Raw genomic sequence first — 24073 nt, 5'->3', positions numbered from 1 at the left:
CGCGTCAATCGCTACAATACCGGCATTGCCACGGGCGAGCCGGAGCGCTGCCATGACCCTGACCACACCAGCCTGCCCTGCAGCCGCGACCACCGAGCGCGCATTTGATTGGCTATTCTGGGTTGGCATTCTGACCTGGGCCATTGTCACCACAGTCGAGTTGCTGCTTAGCGATGCCCGCTTCGCCGTTATGCCTGCCACCCAAGCTTGGCTGACAGTGCTCGGTTACCTGCTGTTTCTTGCCGGCTTCCTGCTTGCCGTTTTCAAACCGGCGCGACTGCCACAACCGCTGACCCAGTGGCTGGGCGTCGGTCTGGAAGGACTCAGCGTGCTGGCGCTGCAATGTCTGGAGCCGCGCTCGCTGAATCAGATTCTGCTGATCATGTGGAGCAGCCAGCTGCCGTATTACTTGCCGCTATCGCGGGCCATGCTGCTGAGCGCATTGGCGCTCGGGCTCAATGCCGTCATTCGCCTGCAGCTTGAGCCACACAGCTTTTTCTGGTTTGAACCGGGCATCTATTTCACCTTCAGCCTGTTTGCCATGGTCAGTTCCCGCAATGCCATGGTCGCCGAACGTGCTCGCGAAGAACTGGCGCAGCGCAATGCCGAATTGCTGGCAACCCAGAATCTGCTGGCGGCCAGCGCCACCGAGAGCGAGCGTCTGCGCATCGCTCGCGACCTGCACGACAGCATGGGTCATCACCTGACGGCACTGGCCTTGCAACTGGAGATTTTGCAGCACCAACAAGGTGATACCGCCAAACAAACCCAGGAGCAGGCGCGACAACTGGTCAAGCTGCTGCTCGCTGATGTCCGCGCGACGGTCAGCAATCTGCGCGCTGAACATTCACTGCACCTGAACTCTTTGTTGGCGCCGCTACTGCAATCAACGCCGCGCCTGCACATCATCAGTGCCATTCCGGATGAGTTGACCGTCAGCGACGCCCGCACCGCCGAAACGCTGCTGCGCGCCACCCAGGAAATCATCACCAATACCTGGCGCCACGCCAATGCCCAATCGCTGGAGTTACAGGTGTCCGCTCACGCGGGACAACTGATACTGGAAGCCAGTGATGACGGCCGTATCAGCGAAAATTGGCAGCCCGGCAATGGCCTGACCGGATTGCGCGAACGGATTAGCGAGCTCGGCGGCCATTGCGATTTGCAGCGCGATCAGCGTGGCAATTTGCGGGTTCGGCTGGAACTGCCTCAGGTGCCAGCATGATCCGGGTGATGGTGGTCGACGACCAGCACTTGGTGCGGCAAGGCATTTGTTCACTGCTGCAGCTGTCGCCGAAGGTAGAGGTGCTTGCTGAAGCCAGCAACGGTCAGGAAGCGCTGCAGTGGCTCGACAGCCATGAGGTTGATGTGTTGCTGCTCGATCTACGCATGCCCATCTGCGATGGCTTGGCCACCTTGCAGGCACTGCGGGCAAAGCAAAATCCGACACCAGTCCTGATACTGACCACCTTCGATGATGATGAATTGGTGTTGGCCAGCATCGAAGCCGGTGCGCGCGGCTATTTGCTCAAGGATGTCACGCTGGAATCATTGATCAGCGCCATCGAAACCGTCCATGGCGGTGAGCAATTGCATCAGCCCGTAGCGCTGAAGGAACGCGCGCGTTTGGCAACCATGGCAGGCGCGACTGCCGGAGACGGTGCGCCTGCGGAGGCGCTATCGCAGCGGGAACGAGAGATTCTGCGACTGCTGTCAGGTGGTTACAGCAACAAGGAAATTGCCCGAGCATTGAATCTGGCCGAAGGCACGGTAAAAAACCATGTTTCGGCCATTCTGGCCAAGCTCGGCGTGCGTGATCGTACGCGAGCGGTGTTGAAGGCGGTGGAGCTTCAACTGATTTGAATGCGGCGCATTCGATACCGGCACTTAATGCTGGCGAATGGACAGGTAGTCCGCAGACAAATTGGCCGCGACAAAGCCACCTGTCGGCGCTGGTGCAAACAACGCAAAACGCTCGCCGTTTGGGTTGACCAAAAAAACGCGCACGCTGTGATCCATCAGATAACCGCCACCGTCCTGCGCCACCACGGCATAGGCAACGCCAAGATCCCGGGCAAAGCCATCGGTGGCCATCGGTAATCCAGTCAGGCCGATCAGGTCGGGATGAAAGAACGGTAGATACCGCTGCAGTTGCTCAACAGTGTCACGCGCCGGGTCGACCGTTGCAAAGATTACTTGGGTATCGGCTTTGAGTTCAGCCGGCAATTGCTTCAGAAACTGGGCGAACACGGACAAAGTTGTCGGACAGATATCGGGGCAGGTTGTGTAACCAAAGAAGATAAAGGTCCATTTCCCGACCAGCCGCTCGTTGGTGAACGGCTGACCGTTCTGGTCAATCAGGGCAAACGGCGCCAATGGTTTGGGTTCTGGATAGAGCTGGCCGCTGCTGAGTTGCAGCGGTTCGGGTTTGCTGAACAGCGGCTTCAACAACCACGAGCCAGTGACGGCCGCGAGCACGATGACCAGGACCAGCAACCAGGAACGGCTTCGATACATCGACATCCAGTTAACTCCAATAGTGATCGACCAACAGCACGACGAACAGCGCCATCAGGTAGACAATCGAAAACCGGAACGTTGCCATCGCCTGACCGGGACTGTCGCGGAATTTCAGCTTCCAGGCATGGACCAAAAACCAGATACCGAGAATGACGCTGCCAACAAGATAAATCCGCCCGCTCATCCCGGTCAGATACGGCAGCAGCGTGGTCAGCAACAACAGCACGGTGTACCAGAGCACGCAGGTCTTGGTGAACTCGACACCGAATACCACCGGTAACATCGGGATGTCGGCTTTGGCGTAATCATCGCGACGATGAATGGCCAAGGCCCAGAAATGCGGGGGTGTCCAGACAAAGATAATTAGCACCAGCAGCAAGGCATACGGGTGCACACTGTTGCTGACCGCTGCCCAACCGAGCAGCGGCGGCGCGGCGCCAGAAAGACCACCGATGACAATATTTTGCGTGGTCGCACGCTTCAGATAGCCGGTATAAATAAAGGCGTATCCAATCAGGGCAAAAAACGTCAAGCCGGCAGTCAGCGGGTTAACCAACAGCGCCAGAATCAGCATCGACAAAATGGCCAGCAGCAGCGCGAATGCCCAGGCGCGCGGGCCATCGACCTTGCCTTGCGGAATCGGGCGGTTCAGGGTGCGCGCCATGATCGCGTCAATGCGTTGATCCAGCACCTGATTGACCACCGCGGCACTGGCCGAGGCCAGCGCGATTCCGAGCGTACCAAACAGCAGCGCTTGCCAATCCGGCAGCCAAGCTTCGCGAGTATCGATGGCGAGGAACATGCCAATCACCGCCGTCAACAACAGCAACGCTACCACGCGCGGCTTGGTCAGCTCATAGTAATCGCGCCACCCGGCGCGATTGTCGACAGGGGTTTCCGGCGCTGCGCTCATGCTTGTCCCCGCGCGGGCGATGCCGCCAGATTGGTCAGCAACACGCTGATCAACAGCAGCGCGCCAACACCATTGTGGGCAACCGCAACGGCCAGCGGCAGCCCGAACACAACATTGGAAATGCCGAGGCCAATCTGCAGCAGCAGCAAGCCACCGATCAACGAACCATACCGGCGACCGTCAGCGCCCGAGCGCCACAACCGCAACGCCAGCAGCCCCACAACAAGCAGCACCAGCCAGGCACCCAGTCGATGCGCACTGTGTATGGCGATGCGCGCAGCCGGCGACAGCACGCCAAACTCGTAGTTGCGATCACTGAGGTGCAGCGAAAAGCCTTCGGCAAAATCTGCCTGTGCCAGCCAATCGCCTTGACACACCGGCAGTTCGTTGCAAACCACGGCCGCGTAGTTTGAACTGGTCCAGCCGCCAAGAAAAATCTGCAGCACAACCAGTATCGCCGCCAGCAATAAATGACGTTGCAAATTGCGGGTGGTGTGCAGCGGCGTAATCTTGCCATGCAGTTGCAACGCAAGCAGCGTCAATAACGACAGCGTGGTGAAACCGAGCAGCAAATGGGTCGTCACCACCACCGGCATCAGCTTCATGGTAACGGTCCAGGCGCCGAATGCGCCTTGCACGCACACCAACGCCGCGAGAAAAAGCGGCAATACCAAAGGATGGCCTTGTTTGCGCGCACGCAGGGCAAGCGCCGCAATGATGATGATGCACAGGCCAAGCGTTGCCGCAAAATAGCGGTGGATCATTTCTGGCCAGGCTTTCGCTGCCACAACCGTTTGTTCTGGAAACAGTTCGGCTGCGCGCTGCAATTCATGCGACTCGTCCGGCACACTCAGGTGGCCATAACAGGTCGGCCAATCCGGGCAGCCAAGGCCGGCATCACTCAGCCGGGTCCACGCCCCCAGGCCTACCACCACCACGGCCAGCAGCGCCGCAAACGTTGCCAGCCAGCGCGTGTATTTCGTTGCATTCATTTGTATTCAGTCCGGCTAAATCAGGGCGTTGACCACAACTAGCAATTTGAACGATATCAACCGATATGAGAGAAACGCAGCAACTTCTGGAAGTCCTTGCGGATGTCCTTGCTGCGCTCGATTGCATCCTGCTGCTGACTCGGTGCCAGATAGCGCAGCACGACATTGCCTAGCGGATCGATCACGTAATACGCCGGCCCGCTGACCTGATTCTGGTTCAGCGCTTCGACACTGGCGTTCAGCCGTTCTGCCTGTTCGGGCAGCTTGACGTCGGGCGCAACACCAAGTGCGCCGATGCGGACCCGATCCTGATCCTTGCCAATGCCGATCCAGGTCTGTTGCAAGGTGTAGAGCTGCAGCTGACAAGACGCATCACAGGCGTCACCGCGGTGCACGTAAACCAGCCACCACTTGCCACCCGTTTCAAACGTGCGGCCATCGTTGAACTGCCATTGCCAGTTGCCAATCTGCGGAACCGGCGTCAGCAGCTCACCGCGATTGCTGCGGGCATAGTTCTGGAACCAGCCGCCAAAATAGCCGGCGTAGGCAAAAAAAACCGGCAGGATGAACACCAGCAAAATGCCGATCAGTTTCCAGCGATTGCGCAGCACTTGCGCCCGTGGCAGTTGCAGGGAGGCAGCCGATTCGGGCGACGCCGATGCTGCCGTGTTGGGGGTGTGGTCGGTCATGTTAACTCGAACGTTTCCGGGAATTTTCTTTCGGCTGATACAACCACCAGCCGTACATCAACAACAATGCGGCACTGAGCGCAAACCAGGTCACGGCATAACCGCGATGCTTGGCCGGAGTCATGCCATTGGTTTGCCAGTTCGGTTGCAAGGCTGCGGCGCTGTCGCCATCCAGCCGCAACAGATACGGCAGGGTGTGATCGTCACCGGCGCGCAGCAATTGAAAATCGAGTACCGGCATACGCACCAGCGGCTGCTGCAGATCAAGCACCGGCGAACGCCACGGTTGCCCCGGCTTGTACAGCACACCGTGCAGCTGCGCGGCGCCGCTGGCGACCGTCGGCGGGGCCACAGAATCAATCTGCCAGCCACGATCAACCAGCAATTTGCGGCTGTCGTTCAACAGCAGCCACTGCAGTAGATGGGCGCCGCGTTTTTCATCGTGGCTCTGGTTTTCCAGCACCAGCAGCGGCGCCTCCAACCATGCACCCAATACCTGCACCCGGTGCGCGGCCGGATTGTCGCTGGCGAGCGCAGCCAGCAGATCAATGGGCGCCGCACTCAGCGCCATGTCCTGGACGTCCTGCAGGTGCTGCTTTTCCGCTTCGCGCCGCAACTGCCAAAAGCCGAGATTGACCGTCAATATCAGGACGGCCGTTACCAGTACGGTCGGCCACAGCGGCAGAGAAAAACGACGGGAGGACGACATGATCAGCCGTATCAGACACTGGCCAAAAAACGGGCGGCAAGCTTACCACAGCGACCTGCCGGGCTCATCTGGCATGCTGCTGGCGTTGACCATTGTGCTGCTGAACAACCGGGGTGGCGCTTGGCGTTGACCGGGCAGATGGTTATGCTGCCGGCCCGAATCAATCCGAGGAGCACTACCATGTGGTGGGCCAAAGCTGTCGTTATCGTCATTCTGCTGGCCATCCTGTTCGTACTGTTCCGCGGCCTGTTTTTCCTGGTCAAAGATCAGGGCGACAGCAAGCGGACGGTCAACTCGTTGACTTGGCGGGTTGGTCTGTCAGCGCTGCTGTTGCTGGTGCTGATACTGTCGATCAAGTTCGGCATTCTGGTACCGCATGGCGTTGCCGGCTGAGCAGGCGACTGAGCAGGCATCCGTCTGGCCGGTTCAGTCTGGCCTCTGGCACTGAACCCTGATCGTTTCACCTGTCTGCCATTTTTACACGTTCCGGAATTGTACGAATTTCGACCGCTCCTTTTCTTCGCATTTCAATTGCTTAACCCGCTGGTCTGTACATTGCTTCGTCATGACGGCAGTTCCACGACCGTAAAAAGCAAACGAAGGAGAGGAAGTAATGAACCCGTTTAATTACGCCTTGGCCGCAGTTGCATTGGGGGTGGTCGCTACCGCTCAAGCCGGATTGGTTGACGGCAGTCAGGCCGATTATCGACCGTTGGTGGTGGTCGGTGCGCCATCATCGGATGGCATTGGCGGCGCCCTGCCCTATATCGATCTGAACGATGACCAATTTACTGGCACCGTGCAGCTGCAGTATTTCGGCAACCGTTATTGCTCCGGCAGCTTGCTGCCATCCGGCCGCCACATCCTGACAGCCGCCCACTGCGTCACTTATGGCGGCGGTACCCCCTACCCCGACTTCAGCAGCGACAGCATCCAGTTTGACGGTCCCGGTGGCGAACATGTCGACATCGGTTTCCGCAGCGTCACGGTCAATCCCGGCTGGACCTTCGACTACACCGGTAATGGCAATGATTTGGCCATCATCGAGTTGACTACAGCGGCACCGAGCTGGGCCGAGCGCTATGACCTCTACACCGGCAATGCGGTTGGCACCGACTACACCCGGATTGGCTACGGCGGCTTCGGTTGGGGCGACACCGGCTCCATTTACGGCGGCATCACCGCCGACGGCGAGAACTTGCTGCGGGTGTTCGGCAGCAACCATTTCGACGGCGACAATGCCGAACTCTGCTACATGATTGGCTGGAACTGCAGCGGTGGCGGCGTGCTGACCTCCGATTTCGACAACCTGTACGATCTCGACGGCGACGGCATTGGCGACAACGATCTGTGGGGCCAGCTGTTCTACAACTTCGACGGCGGCAACTTGGCCTACGTCAACGGACCAACCAGCCATGAAGCCGGGTCGGCACCGGGCGACTCCGGCGGCACCTTGCTGGTCAATGGCATGCTGGCTGGCGTGACTTCTTACGGTTTCAGTTTCGGCTGCGTTTACTTCGACTACGACTGCGGCCTGAACTCGTCCTGGGGCGAAGGCATGACCGACACCTCGGTCGCCTGGCACTACGACTGGATCACCGCCAACTCGGTGCCGGAACCGGGGGTGCTGGCACTGTTCGGCGTCGGCCTGCTGGGCCTGTCACTGCGCCGCCGCAAATCTTAAGTGCGGCAGCAAAACAAAACGGCGGGAGATTCCCGCCGTTTTGTTTTTGTAGATGGTTAGCTGAGCTTCAGTGCCTGATCCAAGCACAGCTGACCTAACTGCCTCACCGAATTCTGCAAAGACAAAGGCCGGCAATGCCGGCCTTTGTCTTTTTCACAAACTGTCTTTTCACCAATCAAATCTAGCGTGAATCGACCTGTTCGCTATAGTTCTCGCGCAACGCCCTTACAGGCAGTACACGAAAATAAACAAACCAATCCAGACCACGTCAACGAAGTGCCAGTACCAGGCCGCCGCTTCGAACGCGAAATGCTTGTCCGACTTGAAATGGCCTTCGGCAATCCGGAAGGTCATCACGGTCAGCATGATGGTGCCGAGCGTCACGTGCATGCCATGGAAACCGGTCAGCATGAAGAAAGTGCTGCCGTATACGCCAGAACCCAGGGTCAGGCCCATTTCGGTGTAAGCGTGGTGATATTCCATCGCCTGCAAACCGAGGAAGGTGGCGCCCAGAATCAGCGTCGGCCACATCCAGTTCAGCGCCTTGACCTTGTTGTTTTCCTTGATCGCATGGTGGGCAAAGGTCAACGTGATCGACGAGGTCACCAGCAGGATCGTGTTGATCAGCGGCAGGCCCCACGGCAGCATGCCTTCGGTCGTTTCGCCACTCGGCGTTTTTACCAGCGGCCAGACGTTAACGAAGTCAGGCCACAGCACATCGTGCGTGCTGGTCTTGGCACCTTCACCACCGAGCCACGGCACGACAAACATCCGGATATAGAACAGCGCACCGAAGAAGGCGGCAAAGAACATCACTTCCGAGGTGATGAACCAGAACATGCCCTGACGGAAGCTGCGATCCATCTGCTTGCTGTACAGACCGCCCAGCGATTCCTTGATGACATGGTTCCACCAGCCAATCAGCATCACCAGCAGCGTGGCGATACCGGCCAACAGAATCCAGCCGCCCCAGTTGTTGGTCGCACCAACGCTGAACTTCTGGATGCCGGACGAGTGCTGCACAAAGTTGGCAGCGCCAAACACAATCAGACCCAGCGCAATCGAGCCGATGAACGGCCATTTGCTCTGTGCGGGCACGTAATAATGTTCGTACTCGCCGTGCTCTTGGTTATGAGCCATTTTTTACTCCCTCACGAAGCCTGCAACGTCATTGCCGTTGCGTCATGTTGCTACGTATCACTTTGCTGCGACGGGTTGCAGCTTGTCGGTAATGTTGTACAGCGTGTAGGACAAGGTCAGTGTATGGACATCGGCCGGCAACTGCGGGTCGATGATAAAGCTCATCGGCAACTCGGCTCCGGCATGCGCTTCCAGCGGCTGATTGTTGAAACAGAAGCATTCGGTCTTGTTGAAATACATCGTTGCCAGCCCCGGGGTCAGACTCGGCACCGCCTGACTGACCACGCGCTCACCGGTATGGTTGAGCACTTTGAAACTGACGTGATGCAACTCACCCGGATGCACCTGCAACTTTTTCACCACCGGCGTGAATTCCCACGGCAGGCCGCGATCAACCGCGGCCAGGAATTCAACCGTCACGGTACGTGAGGTATCAACCTGCTGCTGCAAGACAGCAGCCTTGCCGCCGGTTTTGCCGTTGATGCCGAACACATCGCAAAACACGTCGTACAACGGCACCATGGCGAAGCCGAAAGCCGTCATGCCAAACGCTACACCCGCCAGCTTCAGCGCCAGCAGCTTGTTGCGTTGTTGCACAGTCTTCGATTCGGTCATGGTGCCCTGTCTATCTCTTCAGTCCCAACAGTTGGTACAAACACCAATCAACTGTGAGCGTTCTCGTCAGTGATCACCGGCGGCGTGCTGAAGGTGTGGTAAGGGGCCGGCGACGGCACCGTCCACTCCAGACCATGCGCACCATCCCACGGCTTGGCCGCCGCTTTCGGGCCGCCCTTGATGGTCTTGATGATGATCCACAGGAACAGCAGCTGGGTCAGACCGAGGCCGAAGGCACCGATCGACGACAGCATGTTGAAATCCGCGAACATGACGTTGTAGTCCGGAATACGACGCGGCATACCGGCCAGACCCGAGAAGTGCATTGGGAAGAACGTCAGATTGACGAAAATCATGCTGAGCCAGAAATGCAGCTTGGCCAAGCCTTCGCTGTACATGTGACCGGTCCATTTCGGCAGCCAGTAGTACACCGCCGCGATGGTGCCAAAGATGGCGCCCGGGAACAGCACGTAGTGGAAGTGGGCAACGACGAAATAGGTGTCGTGATACTGGAAGTCGACCGGCGCCATCGCCAGCATGACGCCCGAGAAACCACCGATGGTGAACAACACCACGAACGCGATCGCGAACAGCATCGGCGCTTCGAAGGTCATCGAGCCTTTCCACATGGTGGCGACCCAGTTGAAGATCTTCACGCCAGTCGGCACGGCAATCAGCATGGTCGCGTACATGAAGAACAGTTCGCCGCCGAGCGGAATGCCGGTGGTGAACATGTGGTGCGCCCAGACGACGAACGACAGGAAGGCGATCGACGCGGTCGCGTACACCATCGAGGCGTAACCGAACAGCGGCTTGCGGGCAAACGCCGGAATGATTGCCGAAGCGATACCAAAGCTCGGCAGAATCATGATGTAGACCTCGGGGTGACCGAAGAACCAGAACACGTGCTGGAACAGCACCGGATCACCGCCGCCAGCGGCGTTGAAGAAATCGGTACCGAAGTGACGGTCGGTCAGCATCATGGTCACCGCGCCAGCCAACACCGGCATCACCATGATCAGCAGGAACGCGGTGATGAGCCAGGTCCAGACGAACAGCGGCATGCGCATCAGGGTCATGCCCGGGGCGCGCATGTTGAACACGGTAACGATCACGTTGATCGCGCCCATGATCGAGCTGATACCCATGATGTGCACCGAGAAAATGAAGAAGTCGGTGCTCGGCGGACCATAGGTGGTCGACAGCGGGGCGTAGAACGTCCAGCCGAAGTTCGGGCCACCGCCGCTCATGAACAAGCTGCTGATGAGCATCAGGAAGGCAACCGGCAAAATCCAGAACGACCAGTTGTTCATCCGCGGCAAGGCCATGTCTGGCGCGCCAATCATCAGCGGAATCATCCAGTTGGCGAGGCCGGTGAAGGCCGGCATCACCGCACCGAACACCATCACCAGACCGTGCACCGTGGTCATCTGGTTGAAGAAGCTCGGCTCGAAGAATTGCAGACCCGGCTGGAACAGTTCAGCGCGAATCAGCAGTGCCATGAAACCACCGGTCAGGAACATGGCGAACGCGAACCACAGGTACATCGAACCGATGTCTTTGTGGTTGGTGGTGTACAGCCAACGGGTAATGCCGGTCGGCTTGTGATCGTGGTGATCATCGTGATGATCGTGTGCGGCGTGTGCGCCCATGGTCATCTCCCCTTATTTGCCGTTCTTGAACGCAGCAACATCTGCAGGCTGCACCAGTTCACCGGTGTTGTTGCCCCAGGCATTGCGTTCGTAAGTGATGATGGAAGCGATCTCGACGTCGGTCAGCTGGGCACCGAACGCCTGCATCGCGGTACCGGCCTTGCCGTTGATCACGATATTCAGGTGACCGGCAACCGGACCGGTTGCGATCTTCGAACCGGCCAGTGCCGGGAAGGTCGGCGGCAGGCCTTGACCTGTCGGCTGGTGGCAGGCGGCGCAACGGGCGAGGTAATTCTTCTCACCATCGGCCATCAGCTGCTCCATCGTGAACGAGGAAGCGGCAGCTTTGGCGGCGTCTTCGGCAGCGATGCGTTTTTCTTCCTGCTTCTGGGCAACCCAGGCGTCGAATTCGGCCGGCTCAACCGCGCGGACAACGATTGGCATGAAGCCATGATCCTTGCCGCACAGCTCGGCGCACTGACCGCGATAGATGCCCGGTTTTTCCACCCGTGCCCAGATTTCGTTGATGAAGCCCGGGATAGCGTCTTTCTTGATACCGAAATCCGGCACCCAGAACGCGTGGATAACGTCTTCGGCAGTGACCAGGAAGCGGACTTTCTTGCCGACCGGAATGACCAGCTCATGGTCAACTTCCAGCAAATAGGTAGCGCTCTTCTCGGTCGGCTTGTCGCCGGCACCGACTACGCCGCCAGCAAGCACATGGCCAATGGCTGCAATCGGCGTACTGGCCAGTTCGCTGCTGTTGACGAAGGTGTCGCGCGGGGTGGCGAGGGCCGAGAAATACTCCAGCTCCTGATCCGGATAGCTGTATTTCCACTTCCATTGATAGCCTTTGACCACGATCGTCAGATCGGACTCGGCGGTATCGTATTGCTTCATGAGCAGCTTGGTGGACGGCACCGCAAACACGATCAGGATAATGAACGGAATGGCGGTCCAGAGAATTTCCAGCGCGGTCGAATGGGAAAACTTCGCCGGTACCGGGTTGTTCTTCTTGCTATGTGCCCACATCGAATAGGCCATGGCACCGAAAACCACGACCGCGATGACCAACATCACAATCACAACCCAGTTGTGCAAGTGATAGGCTTCACGGCTGATCTCGGTCACGCCCTCGCGCAGATTCAGCTTCGACTCATTCGCGAACACGGCCGTCAGCGACGACAGTGCAAGCAAACCGAGCCCGGCTTTGAGCTTGCTCAAAAAAGACATGCCTCATCTCCATACATAATGACGGGGTGGAGATCACCACCCCGAAAGACCTCGCTGCCGTGTTCGAACCCAGCCGGCGACCTGCGGCAAAAAGCCGCAGCTTTTGCGAGGCTGCGAATTCTACTGGCTGACTGGCCCCAACTCCACACCCAACCCCGGGAATCTTCGGGGTTTTTTGCCTTCCTTTATACTGACGGCCCGACCTGTCCGGATTGGCCGACGTGACCGCTGCTGAACTGACCACCCTGCTGCATCAGGAAATCCCCTTGAGCCAAGCTCTCGGTTTGGCCGTTGAGATGGCTGAACCGAATCGACTCCGCGTTAGTGGCCCATTCGATGCCAACCGCAATTTGCATGGCACGGTGTTCGCCGGCAGCATCTACTGCTTCGCCACGCTGGCCGGCTGGAGTCTGGTACATGATTACTGCCGGCGCCAGCAATTGCCGGCCTCGGTGGTGCTGCGTCACGCCGACATCCGCTACCTGCGGCCACTGACCGGGGCACCGGTTGCCGAGGCATGGTTGCCGGAACCGGAAGACGTTGAGCAGTTCCTGCACAGTCTGCGCAGCAAAGGGCGCGGCCGGCTGCTGGTGCCTGCGGAGCTCAAAGAAGGGGAACAGGTGGCCGCCAAGTTTCTGGGCGAATATGTTGCCGTTCGCGCCGAGCATTGAGCGACGAGAAGCCGCCGATTTGCTGCCGTGATCGACCCGTCGACTGTCTGGCTGCAACGGGTCGCAAACGCCGCCCGGCATTCGACCAGCTATCCTCAGCAGATGAACCCGAGCCGCCTCCGCCTACCGCTACTTGCCCTTGGCTTGCTGCTAAGCACAGCAACTCGGGCGGCAGAACCATCCGTAACGCCTGCGAGCAGCGCGCCTTCAACCAACACCGCGCCTGTCCCAGCCTCTGCACCCGCACCGGTCGCCGGCTCACAGGCTGCCACCACCGCGGCCACATCAGCACCGGCAAGCGAAGACCGGGAATCGGCCTGGCTGCAGTCGTTTCCCGCTGAACGCAAACGACAAATTGGCTCCGGCAGCGACCGTCAGACAGTCATTGTTTGGCCACCGCAACAACGTTGGCGCGGCGATCTGCTACTGCTTCCCGGGGCCGGCAATGCCGATCGACATCATGGACCGTTGCTGGAACTGGCTGAACGTTTGGCGCGATCGGGCTGGCGTTGCTGGTTGCTGGCGCGGGAAAGCAAGCCCGCAGACAACGCCGTGATCGGCAAAGCCGCGCCGCTGCAAGCGGCTACGCTCAGCGCAGTGCAAGAGCTGATCGGTGGCGAACCCGCGCCGACCGATGTCCAACCCGAACAACCGGGCAAACTGCCGCAGTTTTTGTTGGCACAGGCCGATGCGGCGGAAGTGGCGTGGGCAGAAGCGAACGCAGCCAGCAGCCGCTTCACTGGCATCATCCTGCTCGGCGCCGAACAGCTACCAGAACAGGCGCCCAAACAATCGGTACTGGAACTGCAAATCGCCGAACAGTCTCGACATGTTGCGGCGGCAGCGCGTGCCCGTCAGCTGCGCTGGCAAACCCTGCCGCAATATCAGCAACAAACTTTGCTGAGCAGCAGCAAACTACCGGTCACCGCTTGGCTCGGTAACGCCATTGATGGTTGGCAACGCAAGATCGCCAGCCAACAACAAACCCTGGCAAGCGATGACAGCCTGAAGCGACAGATGACCGCGCAGCCCGGCAGTAACGCGGCACCCGGCGCTACCACCAACACAACCGCCAACAAGCCCGCAACGCCCTAGCGGTGACCGCACGCAAACGGTTTGAACCGAACCGACTCAGAGCCGGTAACTGAGCAACAGCACCGCGCCGTCGAGACCGGGATTCGGGCTCTTGGTGTAACCGTTTGAGTAGTGCCGGTAACGCAGCGACAGTTCCCACTGTTTCGCCAATTGTTTACCGAGGGCAAAATCGAGCGCGAACTGATTGCGGCTGGCCAGCTCCACTTCTTCGTACACCCGATCGGTCAGTCGAGTCAGCCCGACTCCGGCGTCAGCAAACCAGCCGTCGTCATGCTGCCAGCGCCACAGCGCCGTCAGTGCCGCCACATCCATGTCTTCGCGACGACCAAGATGGGAACCGGACCAATGGGCAAACTGGACATTGACATAGGTTTGATCAACCTCGGCCCAGGAGAAATACTCCGCCCAGTCGGTGTGCCAGCGCAGATCCAAGCCGACGATTTCGGTCGACGCGATATCGCCGCTCTGGATCAAATCATCGTTAAGGCCCTTACCGAGCACCATTCCGACCGCATCCAGCGCAAACGCCTTGCTTGCCATTAGGCCCAGCACAATCACAGTGATCAACTGCCGCATCCTGCCTCCTGTTTGATCGGTAATTTCATTTATCGACGTTCCACTCAAGTCGAACATAAGAAAACGCCGCCACGCCGGCTTTTGTGGGAAGGCATGGTGAGGGATTAATCACCAGCGGCTGATATCAGCCCGGCTATGGGCAGATCTCACGCTCACTCCGTTCCGCGCTGCCGCCGGATCAGCTGATACGACTGCTGAATCTGCTGCGCCCGCTCAGTCGCTTCCTTCATCATTTCTTCCGGCAAGCCCTGCGCCACCAATTTGTCCGGATGGTGTTGCGCCATCAGTTTGCGGTAACTGCGCTTGATGGTTTCATCATCATCAATAGCCTGTACGCCGAGCACCTTGTATGCCGCCACAAGCTTCGCCGACTCATCCTGCCGGACATCGGCCTGATGAAAGTGGGCCGCACCAACGATTTGCGCGATCAGCGCTGCCGTTTCGGCATCACTGAATCCGAGCGTCTGGCCGATGCGCGCGAGCAACGCCCGCTCTTCCGGGTGCAAGCTGCCGTCGGCCATGACCGACTGGATCTGAATTTCAAAAAAAGTCTGCAGCAAATGCCGGCGACGACCGCATTCCTGCTTCAGACTGCTGAGTGCGCGCTGCAAGGAAAACTCGGCACTCTTGCCCTGATTGAACAGCCCGATGGCCGCCTGCTTCTGCGCCTCGCTGAGGGCAAAATGCCGCATCACCTCGCGGGCAAATTCAATCTCGTGTTCGCTGACCCGGCCATCCACTTTGGCGATGTGGCCGAGCACACTGAAGGTCGCGGTAAAAAATGCCGTCTGCACCCGAACCTGACTGCCTGGCGAATAATCCTCGTCGCTCTCGGTATCGGCGACGCCTTTGTCGAGCTGATGGCCGAGCACGGCGCCGAGCAGCGCGCCAAAATACCCGCCCATTGCGTAACCAAGTCCGCCGCCCAGCACTTTGCCCCACCAGCCCATCGCGTCGTTTACTCCTGCTTGAATTTAATGCTGGCGCAACTGCGCATCGAGTTGCTGCAAGCGTTCGGGCGTGCCGATATCAAACCAGCGACCACGAAAATGTTCGCCGCTGACCTTGCCCTGCGCCATCGCCGCCCGCAGCAATGGCGCCAGCGGCGCCTTGCCCGGCAGGCATTGTCGGAACAATTCCGGCTGATACCAGCCGATGCCGGCAAAGGTCAATTTGGCCGCGCCATCGGCCCGCACGGTTTGGCCGGCAAGGGCAAAATCACCGTGCGGATGCTGCGGCGGATTGTCGACCAGCACCAGATGCGCCAGCGCGTTTGAACCCGCGTTGTTTGCTGCCAAGCAATGAGTGGTAAGCGCGGTAAAATCGTAGTCACACCAGATATCGCCGTTGACCACCAGAAACGGCTCGGCGCCCAGCAAAGGCAAGGCCTTGACAATGCCGCCCAGCGTTTCCAGCGGCGCCGCTTCTCGCGACCACTGAATCGACACACCGAACGCACTGCCGTCGGCAAACATCGCCTCGATTTGCTCGCCGAGCCAGGCATGATTGATCACCAGTTCAGTGATGCCGGCCGCACGCAAACGTTCGATATGCCATTGCAATAAGGGTTTGCCGGCGACCGGCAACAGCGGCTTCGGCGTATGGTCGGTCAGCGGTCGCATTCGCTCGCCGCGACCGGCCGCCAGTATCATCGCGCGCATCAGGAATGGATCTCGCGGAGTTTGACTTGACCGGTGGCATCAAGGCGGGACGCCACCTGCTGCCGCAACCAAACGGCAAACGCCTGCAGCTCGTCGTATTGTTCGGCGACGTTGATGCAGTAACGCAGGGTCAACGGCAAATCGGCCAGATAACCGCGCTTGCCATCGCGATAATGCAGCCGGGCGAAAATACCCAGCACTTTCAAATGCCGCTGCAGGCCCATCCAGTCGAACCAGCGCAGCCAGGTGGCATCATCAACAGCGTGGCCGCCAGCGCCGACATACCGATCACGGTATTTCAGCGCCCAGTCGCGCACCTGCGTCGCGGGCCATTCGATATAACAATCGCGCAGCAGCGACACCAGATCGTAAGTCACCGGACCCCAGACCGCGTCCTGAAAATCAATCAGCCCCGGTACGGCAAACCCCGGACGCAGCATCAGATTGCGTGAGTGAAAATCGCGATGGCACAGGACAAACGGTTGTGCAGAGGCATTGGCCAGCAACAGATGCATGACCCGTTCGTATTGTTGTTGCTCGGCTGGCTCGAATGGTCTCTGCAGGTGTCGCTCCAGCAGCCAGCTCGGGAATAACTCCATTTCCTGTTTCAGCCGCGCCGGTTCGTAGCGTGGCAGGCTGACTGGCAACTCGGCGATGGCCTGCCACTGCGCCAGCAGGTTCATGGCATCGCCATAAAGGCCGGCCACCGATTGCGGCGTCAGTTTCGCCAGCAGCAAGCTGTCGCCAAAATCTTCCAGCAACAGAAAACCTTGGTTCAGATCGGCGGCGTAAACTGCAGGCGTTGGCAGGCCGCGTTCGCGCAGCGCGTTTGACAGCGCGACAAAATGGCCAGCATTTTCCCGCTCCGGTGGCGCATCAACGGCAATCCAGCTGCGCTTGCCATCACGCAGACGAAAATAGCGGCGAAAGCTGGCATCACCCGAGACAATCTGCCAGTCACCGGCAGCAACACCGGCTTCGCGCCGAGCCCACTGCGCCAACGCCTCACTGCGATCAGCCATTGCCAGCGCCGACCTCGGCCACATCGTTGATGGCAAAACTGCTGGTGATGGTGACGGTGCCGGCCAACATCAGTGCCACTGAACAGTATTTCTCCAGACTCATGCTGACTGCGCGTTCGACCTGTTCTTTCTTCAGGTTGCGGCCGCTGACGATGTAATGGGCGTGGATGGTTTTGAACACCCGCGGTGAGGTTTCCGCCCGGGTACTGTCAAGTTCGCAGACGCAGTCGGTAATGTCCTGGCGGGCTTTCTTCAGGATCATCACGACATCGATGGACGAGCAGCCGCCGACCCCCATCAACACCATTTCCATTGGCGTCACCGCGCTGTCGCGGCCACCGCTGCTGGCGCCGGCCGACAGCAGCAGGCTGTGGCCACTGGCCGACTCGGCAACAAAACTCAAATCATCAAACCAGCTGACTTTGGCTTTCATTTTGTAGGCTTAATCCCGGACGCAGAACAATGGCGAGAGCTTAGCATCCCGGACCGCCAACCGGCGCACGGTTGTGATGTGATGCACTTCCCATCACGGCGCCGAGGCGTATACTCCGGCGGATAAGAACGTCTGCCGTTGCAGGCAGATAAAGGAGAGACCCGCATGGCGTTGCCGCGACGTATCGCTGCTGATCCCACTCTGGAGTGGTTTGTATCCCATTGCCATCGGCGCAAATACCCGGCCAAGAGCACCATCATTTATGCCGGTGACAAGCCCGACACCCTGTATCTGATTATCGAGGGTTCGGTCTCGGTGCTGATCGAGGACAACGATGGCCGCGAGCTGGTGCTGGCTTATCTGAACGCCGGCGACTTTTTCGGCGAGATGGGTCTGTTCGATGGCCAAGACGTTCGCAGCGCCTGGGTCCGCGCCAAAGTCGAATGCGAAGTGGCGGAAGTCAGTTACACCAAGTTCCAGCAGCTCGGCCGCGAAAACCCGGATCTGCTGCTGAAGCTGGCCGGCCAGATGTCGCTGCGCCTGCGCGCCACCAGCCGAAAGGTTTCCGATCTGGCGTTCCTCGATGTCACCGGCCGGGTCGCCCGGACGCTGCTCGACCTGTGCAAGCAACCCGATTCGATGACCCACCCGGAAGGCATGCAGATCAAAATCACCCGGCAGGAACTCGGCCGGCTGGTTGGCTGCTCGCGGGAGATGGTCGGCCGGGTGTTGAAGGCGCTGGAAGAACAGGGCCTCATCACGGCCCGCGGCAAAACCATGGTCATCCGCGGCGCGCGCTGAGCGCCACCGCGAGCAGTTCGGGCAGGCGAATGCGTGGAACCTGCCCGAAGTGAAAATGTGCTGGTAGAAATGTGCTGGTAGAAAACCTGCTGCTGATTGCGATTTGTCTCGCCATCGGCGTCATCTTGCGGATCTCGCGCCGGGTTGGCGACGATGTCGCGCACGCCCTCAACGCTTACGTCATTCATGTCGCCTTGCCGGCTGTTGTGCTGCACCAAGTGCCAGCCATGCAGTTCACCGCACAACTGCTGTTTCCTGCCTTGTTGCCGTGGCTGCTGCTGGCAGTCAGTGCCGGCGCGGTCCTGCTGCTGGCGCGTTATTGTCAGTGGTCGAAAGCGATTACCGGCGCGCTGTTGCTGGTGGTGCCGCTGGGTAACACCTCCTTTCTCGGCTTTCCGCTGGTGCAATCGTTCTGGGGCGAAGCCGGCTTGCCGGTCGCCATCATTTACGATCAGCTCGGCAGTTTTGTCGCGCTGTCCACTTACGGGATCTGGATTCTGAGCCGCTACGCCGACTGCCCGCCGCCGACTGTCAAACGGGTGCTGGAGCGGATGGTGCATTTCACGCCGTTTCTGGCCTTGCTGGCCGGTCTGCTGCTGAGCCAGATCACGGTGCCTGTGGTGCTCGACGACGTATTCAAGCGCATCGGCGCGACGCTGGTGCCGGTGATTCTGGTCGCGGTCGGTCTGCAGTGGAAACTGGATTTGCACGCGGAGCTGCGCGCACCGCTGGCGCTGGGGCTAAGTCTGAAACTGCTGGCGATGCCGCTGCTGGCGCTGGCCCTGGTGCAAGTGCTTGGCGTGCACGGGTTGACGGCGCAAGTCAGCGTGTTTGAAGCCGGCATGGCGTCCATGATCACGGCCGGTGCGCTGGCAATGAATGCCAATCTGGCACCGCGACTGGCGGCGGCGATGGTTGGTTTTGGTATCCCGCTCAGCTTGCTGACGCTGACGTTGTGGCATTCCCTGTTGCAGTGAAATCATCTCGCTGAATCCGAGCGCAACAAACGGCGCCCACCGAAAGACATGCAGGCCGGTCAGCGCATCAGAAAATTCTGCAGCAAGCGATGGCCGTGCTCGGTCAGAATCGATTCCGGATGAAACTGCACGCCTTCAATCGGCAGCTGCCGATGCCGCAATCCCATCACGTAATCGCGTTGGCCCGCGCGTTCCGTCCACGCCGTTTCTTCCAGCTCGACCGGCAACTGCTGGCGATCCACGATCAGCGAGTGGTAGCGGGTTGCCGCAAACGGCGCTGGCAGATCACGAAAAATGCCCTGCTGGGCGTGATGAATCGGTGAAGTTTTTCCGTGCATGACCGCGTCGGCGCGTATGACCCGACCGCCGAATACCTGGGCAATGGCCTGATGGCCGAGACAAACGCCGAGTATCGGCAAACGTCCGGCACAGTGTGCTATCGCAGCCAGAGAAATGCCGGCTTCATTCGGCGTGCACGGGCCAGGAGAAATCACCAGTTGCGCCGGTTGCAGCGCGTCGATATCGGCCAGCGTCAGGGCATCATTGCGACGCACGACGACCTCGGCGCCCAGTTCAGCAAAATACTGCACCAGGTTCCAGGTGAAGGAATCGTAGTTGTCGATCAGCAGCAGCACGTCAGCGGCAACCGTTCGACGTAACGCGAGCGTTCAGCGCCATAATGCCGGCAACTCGTTCAAGTTATCGATGATCGCATCCGGCCGTGATGCTGCCACTGGTTCGCCATGGTTGTAGCCAAAGCTGACCGCGACCACCCGCATGCCGGCGGCCCGCGCGGCCTCGATATCGGTGCGGGAATCGCCGACCATGATGCTGTCGGCAACGGGAACGCCAAGCTGGGCGCAGGCCTGTTGCAGCGGCAGCGCCGACGGCTTTTTTTCAGGCAGCGAATCGCCACCAATGAGCAGGGAAAACACGTCTGCGATGGCCAGCGCCTTGAGCAGCGGCGGCACAAACTCAATCGGCTTGTTGGTCACGACGGCCAGTTTAATGCCGGCCTGTTGCAGCACCGGCAACTGCTCGGCAACGCCGGGGCACAGCGATGAGCGAACGCAGACATGCTGACGATAATGCTGCAGAAAGCGGTGATGCGCGTCGGCAAGCAGCTCGTCTGAATGGCCCGGCGCGCCACACCAGCTTGACGCCGACAGCGCCCGCTCAATGAGTTTGCGCGAACCGTTGCCAACCATGGAGCTAATGTGCGCCTCACCGAGCGCCGGTAACTGGTAGCTGGCCAACATGGCATCCACTGCGTCCGCCAGATCCGGCAGGCTGTGCACCAAGGTCCCATCCAGATCAAACAGCAGCGCGCGCGGCGCCGACCAGCGCGGCGTCATTTGCCCACCACCGATGCCGACTTCAGCCACGCACGGTCGCCAGTTGCTGCCGCATCTGGTTGATCACGGCATGGTAATCGGGCTGTCCAAACACCGCCGAACCGGCGACAAAGGTATCGGCGCCCGCCGCGGCGATGGCAGCGATGTTGTCGACTTTGACGCCACCGTCCACTTCCAGCCGAATCGGTTTGCCGCTGCGGTCAATCCGTTCGCGCACGGCGCGCAATTTGTCCAGCGCCGCCGGAATAAACGACTGGCCGCCGAAGCCCGGATTGACCGACATGATCAGCACCAGATCCAGCTTGTCGAGAACCCAGTCGAGGTAATGCAGCGGCGTCGCCGGATTGAACACCAGACCGGCCTGACAACCGTGATCTTTAATCAGCTGGATGGTGCGATCGACATGCTCACTCGCTTCCGGGTGAAAGCTGATCAAGCTGGCACCGGCCTTGGCGAAATCCGGAATGATCCGGTCGACCGGCTTGACCATCAGATGCACATCAATCGGCGCCGTGATGCCGTGCTTGCGCAGCGCCGAACAGACCAGCGGTCCGATGGTCAGGTTCGGCACGTAATGATTATCCATGACATCGAAATGCAGCCAATCGGCGCCGGCTGCCAATACCGCGTTGGCATCCTCACCGAGCCTGGCAAAGTCAGCGGACAGCAACGACGGGGCAATCAGATAGGGGGATTTGGACATGGACGAACCGGACCTTGCAGAACAACGACAGCCGACGGCGGGGCCCGACATTCTACGGAGCCTGCAGATCCGCCGCCAGCGGTTGCCGAGCGCCCCCAAAAGTCCGTAAAGTGAGTGCGCGCTGTCGCCCCGGATGGGCGTCGTGGTGGAGACAACGGATGCTGACCATTACCGGGCAATGTCATTGCGGCAATCTGTCCAGCTCGATGACTCTGCCAGCTGCCGTCGGCAATTTGACCGTGTTTGGCTGCCCGTGCAGCTTTTGCCGACTGCAAGGCGCCAGCTGGTTCGGCGGCCCCGGCAAGGATTTGCAACTGACCGCCGAGCTGCCTTCGCAAGCCACCTGGTATGTCGCCGGCCAACACCTGCCACGCATTCTGCTGTGCCAGCACTGCGGTGTCGTGGTGGCTGCCGTCACCCGCATTGGCGGCCAGTGGTATGGCGTCATCAATGCCAAGACCGCGGTGCTGCCGGCACTGCCGCAGGACTTTCTGCCACTTCGGGCCGAACCGATGACCGAGCAGGAGCGCGAGGCCTTGCGCCAGCAGACTTTTGCGGTCGGTGTGCACTTCGCTGGCGGCTTGCAGCCACCGGAATTGCCGGAAGAGCCGGCCTTTGCATCGGCAGCCAACGCCTGATCGAACGCTCGTCACAGAAAATTCTTCTACATTATTGTTTACAAGCAGCCTCCAGCTGGTTAATTTTCATACCCCCCGGACCAAAACTGTGTGCCAAGTCACAGGGAGGGCTAGATGCCCGCCGTTCCCCGTCCGGGTTAGAAAAACCAGTGCTTTGCAGCCGTTTTTGGCTGCCTTTAAAGGTGGGAACCTGTGGTTATGCAAGTCAATTCCAGCACAGCGGCACTGCAGCTCGTCCGCAGTGACGTCCTCGATCTGCTCAACAAGGCCGGTGATGGCCTCGATCAGTTCGCCCAAAACTGGCAACAGCGCGATGGCCTCGATGACGTCATCCAGTCGCTGCTGGCCCTGCGCGGTACCTTTGAATTGTTGGAACTGCCGGCCGCTCGCCGGTTTGCCCAGGAAGCCCTCGAAGCCGTCCAGGATCTGGCATTCGAGCCCGATGCAGCCGCGCTGACGCTGCTGGAACGGCTCAGTTTCGGCTGCGCCCTGATTGGCCGTTATGTCGATTACATTGCCGGCAAGACCTGCGATTTGCCGGAACTGGTGCTGCCCGCCATCAATGGCCTGCGCAGCAGCCGCAAATTGCCGTTATTGCCGGAAAGCGCCTTTTTTGCCGTCCGGGTCCCCGCCGTCCAGGCGCTGTCACCGAAAGGTTTTGATGAACTCAATCTGTCCGGCCGCCGCCAGCATCTGATGCTGCAGCTGGGCGTGGTGCATGTGCTGTCGCAAGCCCAATCCGGCCCTGGTCTGCGTCTGATCGATCAGGCCTGTCGCAGCCTAGTCAGTTCGGCTCCGGATGCCCGCCACAAGGAACTCTGGTTGCTGAGCCGCCAGTTTGTCAGTGCGCTCGAGCAAGAGCTGGTGCTGACCCCGGCCCGCAAGCGCGTACTGGGTAATCTGGAGCGCTATCTGGCCGAACACTTGCGCGCCGCCAACAACAATCTGCGTTCGCTGCCGCCCGAATTGCTCTGGCGCGATCTGTTCTATCACCTGAGCCTGTGCAAGCAACAAGCCGCCGGCTTTAGCGCGCTGGCTGCGGCCTATTCCGTGCAGCTGCGCCCGGTCAACCAGCTGGATCTGGCCGAAGCCCAGTTGGCACTCGGCGCTCCGGCCGAAAGCACCTATCGACTGGTGCTCGAACAGGTTCGTGACGAACTGAATCTGGTATTGACCGAACAAAATCACCTGCTGGTCGCCAGCCCCGGCGCCGAGATTAATGTTGCCGGCTTGACCGAAACCGTCCGCCGCCTCGGCCACACCCTGCTGCTGGCCGAACAGAACAGCATGGCGCAAATCCTGATCGAAGCCGGCGATGCCTTTGGCCTGCACAGCAACAAGCTGATCGTGGCCTGCCACAGCGCCGTGCAAACGCTGATCAACAGTCTGGCCAAGGTCAAACTGGGTCTCGACACCCGTCTGGCCGGCGCCCGCGTCAACTCCGAGCTGGATGGCACCGAGCCGCACGCCGCCGTGCAGGACGAGGGCCGCATCAGCGCGCTGACCGATATTCGCCATTACCTCGGCGAAGTCACGGCCGCTTTTGACGGCTACATTGCCGCCAACGGCCAGCGCAATCACCTGCTGCAGGTCACCAGCACCTTGCAGCGGGTTTGCCATGCCCTGACCTTCCTGAATCTGGAACGGCTGGCCGAACCGCTGCAGGAAGTCTCGCAAATGGTCGACGTGGCCGTCGCCCCGACCACCCTGCGTAGCCTGCCGGCTAGCGTGCTGACCCTGATTGCCGACCTGCTGATGGCTGTCGATTACGGTATTGAATGCCTGCTCGGCCAACAGCCGCTGCCCGCCCGCGTGTTGACGCTGGCCGACAGTAGGGCGCTGGCTTTGCGCAAGGCGCGTCGGGTTGCCTGATCCCGGTTTTCCAATCGAGAGCGCGGGCAAAACCTGACAACAGTACGACTCCAGTCGCGCCACCACTCCCGGGCCATTGCAACAGACCCGAGGGTGGTGGCGTTTTTACTTGAGCTTCCTGA

At 59.8% G+C, this 24073-nt stretch carries 27 protein-coding genes; 10 read left to right on the top strand and 17 right to left on the bottom strand.

Annotation, left to right across the window (positions count from 1 at the left end):
• Positions 1–52 precede the first annotated feature (52 nt).
• Both HPT27_RS07770 and HPT27_RS07765 read left to right on the top strand, forming a co-directional pair.
• Entirely contained in the window at positions 53–1225 is a 1173-nt protein-coding gene (locus tag HPT27_RS07770; protein ID WP_172241324.1) for a sensor histidine kinase, read from the top strand.
• Complete coding sequence (locus HPT27_RS07765; RefSeq protein ID WP_172241321.1) at positions 1222–1863, top strand: response regulator; 642 nt, start codon at positions 1222–1224, stop codon at positions 1861–1863. Before HPT27_RS07770 ends, HPT27_RS07765 begins: the two co-directional genes overlap by 4 nt.
• A gap of 24 nt (positions 1864–1887) precedes the next feature.
• Here the strand turns inward: HPT27_RS07765 and HPT27_RS07760 are convergent, their stop codons facing one another.
• The 5 genes from HPT27_RS07760 to HPT27_RS07740 are packed head-to-tail and all read right to left on the bottom strand — an operon-like array spanning position 1888 to position 5823.
• Positions 1888–2523, bottom strand: a complete 636-nt coding sequence (locus HPT27_RS07760) for an SCO family protein (RefSeq protein WP_172241318.1) — start codon at positions 2521–2523, stop codon at positions 1888–1890.
• A gap of 4 nt (positions 2524–2527) precedes the next feature.
• A complete protein-coding gene (gene cyoE, locus HPT27_RS07755; protein WP_172241315.1) occupies positions 2528–3433 on the bottom strand; it encodes a heme o synthase in 906 nt (301 codons plus the stop codon).
• A complete protein-coding gene (locus tag HPT27_RS07750; protein WP_172241312.1) occupies positions 3430–4425 on the bottom strand; it encodes a COX15/CtaA family protein in 996 nt (331 codons plus the stop codon). Before HPT27_RS07750 ends, cyoE begins: the two co-directional genes overlap by 4 nt.
• A 56-nt stretch (positions 4426–4481) precedes the next feature.
• On the bottom strand, positions 4482–5114 hold the full coding sequence (locus tag HPT27_RS07745; protein WP_172241309.1) for a hypothetical protein: 633 nt from the start codon (positions 5112–5114) through the stop codon (positions 4482–4484).
• Position 5115: 1 nt separating this feature from the next.
• Positions 5116–5823 (bottom strand): SURF1 family protein, encoded by a 708-nt coding sequence (locus HPT27_RS07740; RefSeq protein WP_172241306.1) that lies wholly within the window; start codon positions 5821–5823, stop codon positions 5116–5118.
• Between the two features lie 180 nt (positions 5824–6003).
• On the opposite strand from HPT27_RS07740, the gene HPT27_RS07735 reads away from it, so the two are divergent.
• Both HPT27_RS07735 and HPT27_RS07730 read left to right on the top strand, forming a co-directional pair.
• Positions 6004–6216, top strand: coding sequence for a twin transmembrane helix small protein (locus HPT27_RS07735; RefSeq protein ID WP_172241303.1), 213 nt, complete (start codon positions 6004–6006; stop codon positions 6214–6216).
• Positions 6217–6436: 220 nt separating this feature from the next.
• A complete protein-coding gene (locus HPT27_RS07730) occupies positions 6437–7507 on the top strand; it encodes a trypsin-like serine protease (RefSeq protein ID WP_172241300.1) in 1071 nt (356 codons plus the stop codon).
• Between the two features lie 225 nt (positions 7508–7732).
• Here the strand turns inward: HPT27_RS07730 and HPT27_RS07725 are convergent, their stop codons facing one another.
• From HPT27_RS07725 to coxB, 4 genes are read right to left on the bottom strand one after another with little or no spacing between them, the layout of a single operon-like run.
• Entirely contained in the window at positions 7733–8647 is a 915-nt protein-coding gene (locus HPT27_RS07725; protein ID WP_172241297.1) for a cytochrome c oxidase subunit 3, read from the bottom strand.
• A gap of 57 nt (positions 8648–8704) precedes the next feature.
• Positions 8705–9262, bottom strand: coding sequence for a cytochrome c oxidase assembly protein (locus HPT27_RS07720; RefSeq protein ID WP_172241294.1), 558 nt, complete (start codon positions 9260–9262; stop codon positions 8705–8707).
• Between the two features lie 47 nt (positions 9263–9309).
• Complete coding sequence (gene ctaD, locus HPT27_RS07715) at positions 9310–10914, bottom strand: cytochrome c oxidase subunit I (protein ID WP_172241291.1); 1605 nt, start codon at positions 10912–10914, stop codon at positions 9310–9312.
• A 12-nt stretch (positions 10915–10926) separates the two neighbouring features.
• Positions 10927–12147 (bottom strand): cytochrome c oxidase subunit II, encoded by a 1221-nt coding sequence (gene coxB, locus HPT27_RS07710; RefSeq protein ID WP_172241288.1) that lies wholly within the window; start codon positions 12145–12147, stop codon positions 10927–10929.
• Between the two features lie 221 nt (positions 12148–12368).
• Between coxB and HPT27_RS07705 the strand changes: the two genes are divergently transcribed.
• Both HPT27_RS07705 and HPT27_RS07700 read left to right on the top strand, forming a co-directional pair.
• On the top strand, positions 12369–12818 hold the full coding sequence (locus tag HPT27_RS07705; protein ID WP_172241285.1) for a YiiD C-terminal domain-containing protein: 450 nt from the start codon (positions 12369–12371) through the stop codon (positions 12816–12818).
• A gap of 468 nt (positions 12819–13286) precedes the next feature.
• Positions 13287–13913 carry a hypothetical protein gene (locus HPT27_RS07700; RefSeq protein ID WP_172241282.1) on the top strand — a complete coding sequence of 209 codons (627 nt, stop codon included), beginning with the start codon at positions 13287–13289 and terminating at the stop codon, positions 13911–13913.
• A 36-nt stretch (positions 13914–13949) separates the two neighbouring features.
• On the opposite strand, the gene HPT27_RS07695 is transcribed toward HPT27_RS07700, so the two are convergent.
• The 5 genes from HPT27_RS07695 to HPT27_RS07675 form a co-directional block, all read right to left on the bottom strand.
• Positions 13950–14489, bottom strand: a complete 540-nt coding sequence (locus tag HPT27_RS07695) for an acyloxyacyl hydrolase (protein WP_172241279.1) — start codon at positions 14487–14489, stop codon at positions 13950–13952.
• Between the two features lie 152 nt (positions 14490–14641).
• Complete coding sequence (gene djlA, locus HPT27_RS07690) at positions 14642–15439, bottom strand: co-chaperone DjlA (RefSeq protein WP_172241276.1); 798 nt, start codon at positions 15437–15439, stop codon at positions 14642–14644.
• A 24-nt stretch (positions 15440–15463) separates the two neighbouring features.
• Positions 15464–16150: an N-acetylmuramate alpha-1-phosphate uridylyltransferase MurU gene (murU, locus tag HPT27_RS07685; protein WP_172241273.1), complete on the bottom strand. Its 687-nt coding sequence runs from the start codon at positions 16148–16150 to the stop codon at positions 15464–15466.
• The gene (locus HPT27_RS07680) at positions 16150–17172 is read right to left on the bottom strand and encodes an aminoglycoside phosphotransferase family protein (RefSeq protein WP_172241270.1); all 1023 of its coding nucleotides are present in this window, start codon (positions 17170–17172) and stop codon (positions 16150–16152) included. The genes murU and HPT27_RS07680 overlap by 1 nt, the downstream gene beginning before the upstream one ends.
• Positions 17165–17605, bottom strand: coding sequence for an OsmC family protein (locus tag HPT27_RS07675; RefSeq protein ID WP_172241267.1), 441 nt, complete (start codon positions 17603–17605; stop codon positions 17165–17167). The genes HPT27_RS07680 and HPT27_RS07675 overlap by 8 nt, the downstream gene beginning before the upstream one ends.
• A 165-nt stretch (positions 17606–17770) precedes the next feature.
• Between HPT27_RS07675 and crp the strand changes: the two genes are divergently transcribed.
• Together crp and HPT27_RS07665 are read left to right on the top strand one after the other, a co-directional pair.
• The gene (gene crp / locus HPT27_RS07670; protein ID WP_172241264.1) at positions 17771–18406 is read left to right on the top strand and encodes a cAMP-activated global transcriptional regulator CRP; all 636 of its coding nucleotides are present in this window, start codon (positions 17771–17773) and stop codon (positions 18404–18406) included.
• A 71-nt stretch (positions 18407–18477) separates the two neighbouring features.
• Positions 18478–19383 (top strand): AEC family transporter, encoded by a 906-nt coding sequence (locus HPT27_RS07665; RefSeq protein WP_211197894.1) that lies wholly within the window; start codon positions 18478–18480, stop codon positions 19381–19383.
• Between the two features lie 59 nt (positions 19384–19442).
• Here HPT27_RS07665 and HPT27_RS07660 read toward each other — a convergent pair whose 3' ends face one another.
• Genes HPT27_RS07660 through rpe form a run of 3 tightly spaced genes read right to left on the bottom strand, consistent with a single transcriptional unit; the run spans position 19443 to position 21441 of the window.
• Complete coding sequence (locus tag HPT27_RS07660; protein WP_172241261.1) at positions 19443–20018, bottom strand: anthranilate synthase component II; 576 nt, start codon at positions 20016–20018, stop codon at positions 19443–19445.
• Between the two features lie 33 nt (positions 20019–20051).
• Entirely contained in the window at positions 20052–20768 is a 717-nt protein-coding gene (locus HPT27_RS07655) for a phosphoglycolate phosphatase (RefSeq protein WP_211197893.1), read from the bottom strand.
• A complete protein-coding gene (gene rpe / locus HPT27_RS07650) occupies positions 20761–21441 on the bottom strand; it encodes a ribulose-phosphate 3-epimerase (protein ID WP_172241258.1) in 681 nt (226 codons plus the stop codon). Before rpe ends, HPT27_RS07655 begins: the two co-directional genes overlap by 8 nt.
• Positions 21442–21599: 158 nt before the next feature.
• On the opposite strand from rpe, the gene HPT27_RS07645 reads away from it, so the two are divergent.
• Positions 21600–22079, top strand: a complete 480-nt coding sequence (locus tag HPT27_RS07645; protein WP_172241255.1) for a GFA family protein — start codon at positions 21600–21602, stop codon at positions 22077–22079.
• 198 nt (positions 22080–22277) lie between these two features.
• Complete coding sequence (locus HPT27_RS07640; protein ID WP_172241252.1) at positions 22278–23951, top strand: hypothetical protein; 1674 nt, start codon at positions 22278–22280, stop codon at positions 23949–23951.
• The last annotated feature ends 122 nt before the right edge of the window (positions 23952–24073 follow it).

It is taken from the genome of Permianibacter fluminis (assembly GCF_013179735.1).
Taxonomy (GTDB): domain Bacteria; phylum Pseudomonadota; class Gammaproteobacteria; order Enterobacterales; family Permianibacteraceae; genus Permianibacter; species Permianibacter fluminis.
This window is presented reverse-complemented; position numbering and strand designations above follow the sequence as displayed.

Excerpts from the sequence above, each read along its gene's own strand:
- coxB (WP_172241288.1), bottom strand. The coding sequence starts at position 12,147 with ATGTCTTTTTTGAGCAAGCTCAAAGCCGGGCTCGGTTTGCTTGCACTG.
- HPT27_RS07760 (WP_172241318.1), bottom strand. The coding sequence starts at position 2,523 with ATGTCGATGTATCGAAGCCGTTCCTGGTTGCTGGTCCTGGTCATCGTG.
- HPT27_RS07730 (WP_172241300.1), top strand. The coding sequence starts at position 6,437 with ATGAACCCGTTTAATTACGCCTTGGCCGCAGTTGCATTGGGGGTGGTC.
- HPT27_RS07770 (WP_172241324.1), top strand. The coding sequence starts at position 53 with ATGACCCTGACCACACCAGCCTGCCCTGCAGCCGCGACCACCGAGCGC.
- HPT27_RS07640 (WP_172241252.1), top strand. The coding sequence starts at position 22,278 with ATGCAAGTCAATTCCAGCACAGCGGCACTGCAGCTCGTCCGCAGTGAC.
- HPT27_RS07765 (WP_172241321.1), top strand. The coding sequence starts at position 1,222 with ATGATCCGGGTGATGGTGGTCGACGACCAGCACTTGGTGCGGCAAGGC.
- djlA (WP_172241276.1), bottom strand. The coding sequence starts at position 15,439 with ATGGGCTGGTGGGGCAAAGTGCTGGGCGGCGGACTTGGTTACGCAATG.
- HPT27_RS07720 (WP_172241294.1), bottom strand. The coding sequence starts at position 9,262 with ATGACCGAATCGAAGACTGTGCAACAACGCAACAAGCTGCTGGCGCTG.
- cyoE (WP_172241315.1), bottom strand. The coding sequence starts at position 3,433 with ATGAGCGCAGCGCCGGAAACCCCTGTCGACAATCGCGCCGGGTGGCGC.
- HPT27_RS07680 (WP_172241270.1), bottom strand. The coding sequence starts at position 17,172 with ATGGCTGATCGCAGTGAGGCGTTGGCGCAGTGGGCTCGGCGCGAAGCC.
- HPT27_RS07645 (WP_172241255.1), top strand. The coding sequence starts at position 21,600 with ATGCTGACCATTACCGGGCAATGTCATTGCGGCAATCTGTCCAGCTCG.
- HPT27_RS07695 (WP_172241279.1), bottom strand. The coding sequence starts at position 14,489 with ATGCGGCAGTTGATCACTGTGATTGTGCTGGGCCTAATGGCAAGCAAG.
- rpe (WP_172241258.1), bottom strand. The coding sequence starts at position 21,441 with ATGTCCAAATCCCCCTATCTGATTGCCCCGTCGTTGCTGTCCGCTGAC.
- HPT27_RS07750 (WP_172241312.1), bottom strand. The coding sequence starts at position 4,425 with ATGAATGCAACGAAATACACGCGCTGGCTGGCAACGTTTGCGGCGCTG.
- HPT27_RS07745 (WP_172241309.1), bottom strand. The coding sequence starts at position 5,114 with ATGACCGACCACACCCCCAACACGGCAGCATCGGCGTCGCCCGAATCG.
- crp (WP_172241264.1), top strand. The coding sequence starts at position 17,771 with ATGGCGTTGCCGCGACGTATCGCTGCTGATCCCACTCTGGAGTGGTTT.
- HPT27_RS07675 (WP_172241267.1), bottom strand. The coding sequence starts at position 17,605 with ATGAAAGCCAAAGTCAGCTGGTTTGATGATTTGAGTTTTGTTGCCGAG.
- HPT27_RS07735 (WP_172241303.1), top strand. The coding sequence starts at position 6,004 with ATGTGGTGGGCCAAAGCTGTCGTTATCGTCATTCTGCTGGCCATCCTG.
- HPT27_RS07725 (WP_172241297.1), bottom strand. The coding sequence starts at position 8,647 with ATGGCTCATAACCAAGAGCACGGCGAGTACGAACATTATTACGTGCCC.
- ctaD (WP_172241291.1), bottom strand. The coding sequence starts at position 10,914 with ATGGGCGCACACGCCGCACACGATCATCACGATGATCACCACGATCAC.
- murU (WP_172241273.1), bottom strand. The coding sequence starts at position 16,150 with ATGCGCGCGATGATACTGGCGGCCGGTCGCGGCGAGCGAATGCGACCG.
- HPT27_RS07740 (WP_172241306.1), bottom strand. The coding sequence starts at position 5,823 with ATGTCGTCCTCCCGTCGTTTTTCTCTGCCGCTGTGGCCGACCGTACTG.